The sequence below is a fragment of the Nocardia farcinica genome, from assembly GCF_029867845.1.
Classification (GTDB): Bacteria; Actinomycetota; Actinomycetes; order Mycobacteriales; family Mycobacteriaceae; genus Nocardia; species Nocardia farcinica_A.
Genome location: NZ_JARWRU010001022.1, coordinates 1 through 7412, shown reverse-complemented (window position 1 = coordinate 7412; position 7412 = coordinate 1). Strand labels below are relative to the sequence as shown.

The window sequence follows — 7412 nt, the reverse complement described above, 5'->3', positions numbered from 1 at the left end:
TTTCCCCCCCCCCCCCCCCAAAAACTGGTCCCCTCCCGCCCCCCCGCGGGGGGGGCCCCTTCCCCACGTTCCAGATCACGGCACCTGCTGTCACACCGATCCTCGCCCGGAGATGGCGATGAGGCCCAGGCCAGGACAGCTGGGTACCGACCCACACCGACGTGACGTCGGCGCGCCCGTCTGAGTAGGGCGGAGTAGCTGTCGGGGTAGCTGTCGGGCGTGCATGAGATCGTGGGCCATCGAACTATTCGTGTCGAAGGAGGACCTGTCCATGAGCGGGTTCAAGATCAATCGCCGTGGCATCCAGCAGATGAGCCGCGAGATCCAGCGGGAGTTCGCCAAGAACCCGGTCCGCGTGCCGATCGAGATGGAGGCGGGCGGGGTCTACCCGCCCGCGGCGAACATCACCAACTACAACGGTCCGATCGTCACGGTCCACGGCTCGCACGCCCAGCTGGCCTGGAACAACGGAACCGTGCACCAGGGACAAGCCCACAGCGATCAGATCGCCCCCGGGTACGAAGAGCTCGCGGCCACTCTCGCCGAGCTGCTCGCCACACTGCCGCGGTTCCCCCTGGCCGACGACGAGACCACCGAGGTTCGCGAGCACACCGAGACGATCCTGGCCGAGGTCGTAAATGAGGAACCGGATCCGGGAATCGTCAAACGTGGCTTGACCATGATCAAGGGCCTGCTCTCCCCCATCGCGGCAGGGGTGACCGCGGCCGCCACCGACGAAAGCGCGCAGGCCGCCCGCGAAGTCATCCAGCGCCTGGGCGAGGCCGTCCCCTTCTGAACTCGCTCGGGCAACCGCACGCCCGAACATCTCTGGCGCGCACACTGCTGGCGCGGCAGGCGCCGGGTAGGCGAAGGGGATTGAGGAACATCCGCGCGGAATGTTCCGCTAGCGGTCCCCCATTGCTCTCCGTGAGTCGACAGGCGAGTCCTACCGCACATAGTTTCGCGAGTCGACCACTGGCTGCTCGGCCGCTTCTCCAGCTCGGCCGCCGCGATGCCGCACATAGTATGTCACTATGTGCGGTAACTCCTTAGCGTGACTTTTCTCGTGAATGTTCCCGGACCCCCGATCACTACCGAGCTCAACGACGGCGCCGACGGCGCCGAAGCAGCGAGGGACGGCGTTTCTCGCGGGGTGGGCGGTCGTTGGCGATCAACACCGCCATCCACGACAACGGCAGTGTCACCCCCATGATCGCCGCGGCCACCCAGCCGGGACCACCAGCGGCGTACACGGCGGTGGCCAACAGCAACGACGGCACCCGACACGCCATAGGACCACGTACTTGCGGACCCTACGGCGATGCTGTTCGGGGTAGGACAAGCCCACGGCGGTGATCAACGCCGCCTGCCGCTCGTCCCCGCCGCCGGCAAAGCCCGGCGCAGAACGTTTCATGCGCAAGCCTTACCCTTCTGCGCCGCAGGCAATCGGCGTCGCGAGCTCGATACACACCGAGGTGCGGGACCGGGGTCACTGTCGAGCGTGTCCGCTCCGGCAGGGGTGAGGTGGTCGGTCAGTTCCTGCGCAGGCGCCACCAGGGTTGGCCTGCTTGCTGGGTCGGGTGGCCGGGGCACCAGTCGTCGGGGGCGACCCGGGCACGGACGGCCTCGATGTGGGCGCCGCAGCCGGACCAGGTGGTTTTGCCGCAGGTGCGGCATCGGGTCGGTGAGCACATCAGTGGGTCTCCTCGGTGGCGGCATCGATTTTCGGCGGGCCTTGATAGGGGCGCTGCAGGGCAGCGAATCCGGGGGTGGTCGCGGCGGTGACGAGCGCGTCGAGCAGATCTCGGCCGCGGTCCGGGCGGGGTTGTTCGGTCAGGACGGGACCGTTGAACCCGCGTCCGTCGACGACGACGATCGGACTGCCGCCGCGGCCGCCGAGCGCAGCTTGGCTGACCTCGTGGGTTCCGGTGATGTCGTCGTCGAGGCTGGTGCTGTCCAGGTGCTCGGCCAACCCCGGATCCAGGCCCGCCTCGGTCAACGACTTCGCCACCTCCTGCGGCCCGAGATCATCGCCCTGTATGTGCAGTCGGGTGCCGATGACGTCATAGAGGCGTGCGAACGCTTCGGCGCCGCCGGTGCGGGTAGCCGCGGCGAACACCCGCCCCAGGCGGCGCGAGCGATCGATCATCGGCTTGTGGTCGGCGGCCACGTCGTGGCCGTCGTTGAGCACGGCCAGGCTCATCTGGCGTAGCCGCACCGTGTGCGCACTGTCCTCGGCGGCGGTGAGCAGCCACTGCGAACTCACCCACGAGAACGGGCAGACGGGATCGACAAACAGCTCGATATCGGCCATCGACAAACTCCTGCGTGTTGTGGCGCATCGCTACAACGGTGCGGTGTCGGCGATGCGCGGGACGGATCGGACTCGGCGGTTGTGTGACCGGCCCGAGTTCAGTGACCGGCCTGGCGGCGTGGCTGACCATGCAGGTCCAGGCCGAGGACGGGGCCGAGCAGGCAGAAGTTGAACGCTCCTGCCGCGATCGGGATCACTCCGATGACGGCGACGAGGATGCCGACGGGTCCGCCGATAGCGGCGAGCCCGATCAGGATCAGCGCGATCCCGGCGATGATGCGGGCGGCCCGGCCCGCGGTGCCTCGCATGAATTCGACGATTCCCATGACGGTGAAACTCCTCTGCTCGGCGGACGGACTTGCACACCACGATACCCCATAGGGTATTGTCGTCGCGGGATTGAATATACCCCCAAGGGTATCTAAGGAGGGCTGTATGGTCGAGACGAGACTCGCTGGGACCGCCGCTGGCGGCCAGCACCCGGACTCGAGTCCGGGGCTTCTGGGCCGGTGGGGCGCGTTCATGGCCGGGCGCACCCGGGCAGTGATCGGGATATGGCTGCTGGTGCTGGTCGCGCTGGGCGCCGCCGCGCCGAGTGTGTTCACCTCCCTGGCCGGGGCCGGGTGGCAGGCCAACGGCTCGGAATCGGTGCGCGCCAGAGAGCTGGCTCAGCAGCACTTCGGCGGTAACTCCTCGGCCGCGGTGCAGGTGGTGATCCATTCCGACACCGCCACGATCGGCGACCCGGCGATGGCACGCGTGGTTGAGCAGGTCACGGCGGTCTTCGCCGGGGACGAGCGGATCGGGCAGGTGATCGCCCCGCAACCGGGCTTCACGATCAGCCCTGACGGACACACCGGCATCGTGATCGCGGGCGCCAATGCCTCCACCGATGACATGGTCAAAGCCGTCGACGAGCACAAAGCCGCGTTGACCGCGCTGTCCGAAGACGGGATCGAGGTGTATCCGACCGGGGCCTCGGCGCTGTGGAGCGACTTCAACGCCGCCAACCACGACGCGATGATCCAGGCCGAGATGCTGTCGTGGCCGGTCACCCTGGCGATCATGGTCCTGGCGTTCGGGTCACTGGTCGCGGCCGGGCTGCCGCTGCTGCTGACCCTCGCGGGCTTGGTGGCCTCCGCAGGTGGACTGGTGCTGCTGAACCAGATCACCCCGATCTCGGTGTGGGCGATGAACTTCGCCATGATGTTCGCCCTGGCCCTGGGCATCGACTACGCGCTGTTCCTGGTCGCGCGCTTCCGCGACGCGCTGGCCCGCACCGGCGATCCCCGCGCCGCGGTCGCCGAAACCATGGACACCGCAGGCAAAGCCGTCCTGCTCTCAGGGCTGACGGTGCTGGTGAGCTTGTCGGCGGTGCTGATCGTGCCCGCTCCCGCCGTGCGGACCATGGCGGTCGGGATCATGCTCGCGGTGGTGTTCGTACTCGCCGCGACCCTGACCCTGCTGCCCGCCGTCCTCGGCGCGCTCGGCACCAAGGTCAACGCCGCCGCGCTGCCCTACGCGCGCCGCCAGCAGCACCGCTCGCCGGTCTTCGCGCGGTGGGGCCAGATCCTGCACAAGCACCCGTGGCCGTTCGCCGCGGTGGCACTGGCCATCCTGATCGGGCTGGCCGCACCGGTGTTCGGGCTCAAAACCGCGATGCCCTCGATCGCCGTCGTGCCCACCGACGCGCCGGTGCGCCAAGGCTATGAACTGATCGCCGAGCAGATGGGCCCGGGCGCCCCGGGCATGCTCTCGATCATCACCCCGACCGCCGACGCGGCGGCCACCGCGACCATCGCGCGCGCCAGCGACGGCATCGTCATGCTCACCCCGCCCCAGCCCGCCGCCGACGGCGCCGATCTGGTGATGATGCAGGCCATGCCCGCAGTCGATCCCTCCGCACCGCAGATGGCCGAAATCCTGGACCAGTTGCGCGCCGACCTGCCCGCCGACGCGGTGGTCGGGGGCGCGGCGGCGGAAAACCTCGACCTGCAACAAGCCCTCGACGACTATCTGCCGATCGTGGTGGGCATCATCTTGGTGCTCGGGTTCGTGTTGTTGCTGATCGCGTTGCAGGCCCCGCTCATCGCGGCCCTGGGCACCCTGGTCAGCCTGCTCTCGACCGCGGCCGCGTTCGGGGTGGCCAAACTGATCTTCCAGGACGGGCACGGCGCCGAACTGCTCGGCTTCACTCCACAGGGGTTCCTCGACGGGTGGGGGCCGGTGTTCTTCTTCGCGATGATCTTCGCCATCGCCATGGACTACACGGTGTTTCTGCTGGCTACCGCCAAAGAACACTACGAACGCACCGGCGACCCCCACGCCGCGCACGTCGACGGGCTCGCGCATTCGGGGCGGGTCATCTTCGCCGCCGCGGCGGTCATGGTGGCGGTGTTCTTCACCTTCGCCCTGGCCGACCCACTGCCTCCCAAGGAGATGGGCATCATCCTCGGTGTCGCGGTCCTGCTCGACGCGATCCTGGTGCGGCTGGTGCTGTTGCCGGTCATGCTGCGCCTGACCGGGCACGCTGCCTGGTGGAGCCCGGCGTGGCTGACCCGGGTGCTGCCCACCATCAGCTTCGCTCACCACTGACGTGCGCGAACCCCTCCCGGAATACCCCATCGGGTATCTTGGGAGGGGTACGGCACGAGAACGGAGACACCACCATGGTCGGCGACGAGAACAGCATCGCACCGGTACTGAACCGGCTGCGCCGCGCACACGGACAGCTCGCGGGCGTGATCGCGATGATCGAGCAGGGACGCGACTGCAAAGACGTCGTCACCCAGCTCGCGGCGGTCTCACGCGCCCTGGACCGGGCCGGATTCAAGATCGTCGCCACCGGGCTGCGCGAATGCCTGGCCGGACAACCCGGCGAAGGCGCCGACCCGATGACGGTCGAGGAACTGGAAAAACTGTTCCTCACCCTGGCCTGACCCCTACCCGCCTCGGTCCTGGACCGGGACCGAGGACAAGGAGATAACACGTCATGACGCTGCCCACGCGACCGCGCACCTGGACCATCGACCGAGTGGTGCCGTTGCTGGCGGGAACGCTGATCCTGCTCAGCGCCGCCCTGGCCGCGACCCTCTCACCGTGGTGGCTGATACTGACCGCCCTGGTCGGTGCCAACCTGCTGCTCTACAGCGCGCTCGGCTGGTGCCCGGCCAGCCTGCTCATGGCCCGCCTCGGCCTGCCCGCCGGCACCGCGACCTGCACGGTCGCGCGTACCTGACCACCGGCCACCCCTCAGCGTCACCGAACCGAGAAAGCGAGCCCGCACATGACCGACACCGGAACCGACCTGGGACTGTCCACCACCGTGACCGCCAGCTTCGACGACGCCGTCGACGCCGCCAAGCGCGCGCTGGCCGAACAGGGCTTCGGCGTGCTCACCGAGATCGACATGCAGGCCACCCTGAAAGCCAAACTCGGCCACGACATGGAGGACTACCGCATCCTGGGCGCCTGCAACCCGCCCCTGGCCCACCGCGCGGTCGAGATCGACCGCCAGATCGGACTGCTGCTGCCCTGCAACGTCGTCGTGCGCCGCTCACCCGACAACGACACCGACATCATCATCGAGGCGATGAACCCCCAACTGATGGTGCAGCTCACCAACCAACCCGCGCTGGCACCCATCGCCGCCGACGCCACGACCAGACTGCGAGCAGCCATCGACTCCCTGCACCGCTCCCACTGACCGGACACCGGCCGCGAACAGGACCGATCCGGGCAGACAACCTTCCCGCCGAAAGGAACTCAAGCGATGAAAAAGCTGTCGACAATCAGCGACACCGAGTGCCGGGTCCTGCTGCGGTCGGTCCCGGTCGCCCGCATCGCCTACCTCGAGGACGGGGTCCCGGCGATCCGGCCGATCAACTTCACCGTCGCCGGTGACCGCATCGTGGTGTGGACCGTGCCAGGCGCCCACGGCAGCGCGGTCACCGGCCAGACCGTGGCGGTACAAGTGGACCGCATCGATCCCGACTCCCACAGCGGATGGACCGTGCTGATCACCGGACCCGCCACAGCCATCTCCGACATCGACGAACTCGTCGCCGCCGCCGACATCCCCCGACGCCCCTGGGTCACCACACCCCACGACCAGGTCATCGGCATCGACATCGAACGCATCTCCGGTCTTCGCTTACCACCAGCGCCCTGACCTGCTGCTGATCGGCGACCGAGTTGTTTGCCCGACCGGACTCGCCGAGACTGGCCACCGACGCGCGGTCCACTCTTGCTCGCCGATGCCTGGATCACGCCATGGATGGTTGGCCCAAGGTCGAGCAAGCTGCTGCACAACCTCGCGCAGGACAGATCTCCCACGAAAGGTGATGTCACAGGCGCGCCGTCACGGACGCAGCGGGAAAGGGAGCGAACCGCACCGCAACGCTATGATGAGTCCGCAGGCGATGGATCTCCGCCGAGACGACCGACCTATGGGCCGTCTGAACCGCCCCGGTCCGGGGCTGATGGTTCCTTCCCCACGAGGAAGGAGTCTGCCTGTTGTCCGGTCACCGCGAACCTTCAGCTGGGCCCTACCCCCGGATCTTGGACACGGTGGGTGATTACGCAGCGGTTGGCAGCGTAGCGGCCCGGCGGGCCTCGTAGGTGGACGGGGACAGGTAGCCGCACCAGGAGTGACGGCGGCGGGTGTTGTAGCGGACGAGCCAGCGGAAGACCTCGCGGCGGCAGGTGGCCTCGTCGGGCCAGCAGGCGGCGTCTTGGAGGACCTCGCGCTTGATGGTGGCGTTGAACGACTCGGCCAGAGCGTTGTCGGCCGAGGAGCCGACGGCTGCCATGGACTGGGTCGGGGTTCCGGCAGTAATGGCGCAAAAAACAACGAAGTTCGCGTAGCGCCTGGTCAGCGGGTAGACGGACGAGCCGTTGTTGGCGGCCGCTATCGGTGGCTGCGGTCGGGACCGAGGAGGCTGGTGATTCCGCGCATGGCTGCCGGTGAGGGTTTGAAGTAGCGGCGCAGGTTGTCGGGTTTGCGGTGGCGAGACTTGGCCATTAGCTCGAGCAGGCTGGCTCCGGCCTCGCCGAGATGCGTCAGGCCAGAATGCCGGAGTTCGTGCAGGTCCCAGCC

9 protein-coding genes, 2 pseudogenes and 1 riboswitch are annotated in these 7412 nt (G+C 68.1%); of the genes and pseudogenes, 6 read left to right on the top strand and 5 right to left on the bottom strand.

The window, feature by feature from the left end; genetic code table 11:
• The first annotated feature begins 271 nt into the window (after positions 1 to 271).
• A complete protein-coding gene (locus QH283_RS22675; RefSeq protein WP_041561620.1) occupies positions 272 to 796 on the top strand; it encodes a hypothetical protein in 525 nt (174 codons plus the stop codon).
• Positions 797 to 1100: 304 nt separating this feature from the next.
• Here QH283_RS22675 and QH283_RS22670 read toward each other — a convergent pair whose 3' ends face one another.
• From QH283_RS22670 to QH283_RS22660, 3 genes are all read right to left on the bottom strand, one after another.
• Positions 1101 to 1280 (bottom strand): DUF3099 domain-containing protein, encoded by a 180-nt coding sequence (locus QH283_RS22670; protein ID WP_229435208.1) that lies wholly within the window; start codon positions 1278 to 1280, stop codon positions 1101 to 1103.
• Between the two features lie 413 nt (positions 1281 to 1693).
• Positions 1694 to 2314, bottom strand: a complete 621-nt coding sequence (locus QH283_RS22665) for a hypothetical protein (RefSeq protein WP_011212434.1) — start codon at positions 2312 to 2314, stop codon at positions 1694 to 1696.
• A gap of 98 nt (positions 2315 to 2412) precedes the next feature.
• Complete coding sequence (locus tag QH283_RS22660) at positions 2413 to 2640, bottom strand: YgaP family membrane protein (protein ID WP_011212433.1); 228 nt, start codon at positions 2638 to 2640, stop codon at positions 2413 to 2415.
• A gap of 109 nt (positions 2641 to 2749) precedes the next feature.
• Between QH283_RS22660 and QH283_RS22655 the strand changes: the two genes are divergently transcribed.
• The 5 genes from QH283_RS22655 (at position 2750) to QH283_RS22635 (ending at position 6485) form a co-directional block, all read left to right on the top strand.
• Complete coding sequence (locus QH283_RS22655; protein ID WP_011212432.1) at positions 2750 to 4909, top strand: MMPL family transporter; 2160 nt, start codon at positions 2750 to 2752, stop codon at positions 4907 to 4909.
• Positions 4910 to 4983: 74 nt separating this feature from the next.
• Positions 4984 to 5253, top strand: coding sequence for a metal-sensitive transcriptional regulator (locus tag QH283_RS22650; RefSeq protein WP_011212431.1), 270 nt, complete (start codon positions 4984 to 4986; stop codon positions 5251 to 5253).
• A 53-nt stretch (positions 5254 to 5306) separates the two neighbouring features.
• Positions 5307 to 5552: a YgaP family membrane protein gene (locus QH283_RS22645; RefSeq protein WP_011212430.1), complete on the top strand. Its 246-nt coding sequence runs from the start codon at positions 5307 to 5309 to the stop codon at positions 5550 to 5552.
• Between the two features lie 48 nt (positions 5553 to 5600).
• Positions 5601 to 6020, top strand: a complete 420-nt coding sequence (locus QH283_RS22640; protein ID WP_011212429.1) for a DUF302 domain-containing protein — start codon at positions 5601 to 5603, stop codon at positions 6018 to 6020.
• A gap of 66 nt (positions 6021 to 6086) precedes the next feature.
• Entirely contained in the window at positions 6087 to 6485 is a 399-nt protein-coding gene (locus tag QH283_RS22635) for a pyridoxamine 5'-phosphate oxidase family protein (protein WP_011212428.1), read from the top strand.
• 237 nt (positions 6486 to 6722) lie between these two features.
• Positions 6723 to 6812: riboswitch (Fluoride riboswitch) on the top strand.
• Positions 6813 to 6891: 79 nt separating this feature from the next.
• On the opposite strand, the pseudogene QH283_RS22630 reads toward QH283_RS22635, so the two are convergent.
• Together QH283_RS22630 and QH283_RS22625 are read right to left on the bottom strand one after the other, a co-directional pair.
• Positions 6892 to 7134, bottom strand: a pseudogene (locus QH283_RS22630) (integrase core domain-containing protein); the annotation flags it as partial.
• Between the two features lie 89 nt (positions 7135 to 7223).
• Positions 7224 to 7412, bottom strand: a pseudogene (locus tag QH283_RS22625) (site-specific integrase); the annotation flags it as partial.

Bases quoted from the DNA above. Each gene is read 5' to 3' on its own strand.
- QH283_RS22655 (WP_011212432.1), top strand. From the start codon at position 2,750: ATGGTCGAGACGAGACTCGCTGGGACCGCCGCTGGCGGCCAGCACCCG.
- QH283_RS22650 (WP_011212431.1), top strand. From the start codon at position 4,984: ATGGTCGGCGACGAGAACAGCATCGCACCGGTACTGAACCGGCTGCGC.
- QH283_RS22635 (WP_011212428.1), top strand. From the start codon at position 6,087: ATGAAAAAGCTGTCGACAATCAGCGACACCGAGTGCCGGGTCCTGCTG.
- QH283_RS22675 (WP_041561620.1), top strand. From the start codon at position 272: ATGAGCGGGTTCAAGATCAATCGCCGTGGCATCCAGCAGATGAGCCGC.
- QH283_RS22640 (WP_011212429.1), top strand. From the start codon at position 5,601: ATGACCGACACCGGAACCGACCTGGGACTGTCCACCACCGTGACCGCC.
- QH283_RS22660 (WP_011212433.1), bottom strand. From the start codon at position 2,640: ATGGGAATCGTCGAATTCATGCGAGGCACCGCGGGCCGGGCCGCCCGC.
- QH283_RS22665 (WP_011212434.1), bottom strand. From the start codon at position 2,314: ATGGCCGATATCGAGCTGTTTGTCGATCCCGTCTGCCCGTTCTCGTGG.
- QH283_RS22645 (WP_011212430.1), top strand. From the start codon at position 5,307: ATGACGCTGCCCACGCGACCGCGCACCTGGACCATCGACCGAGTGGTG.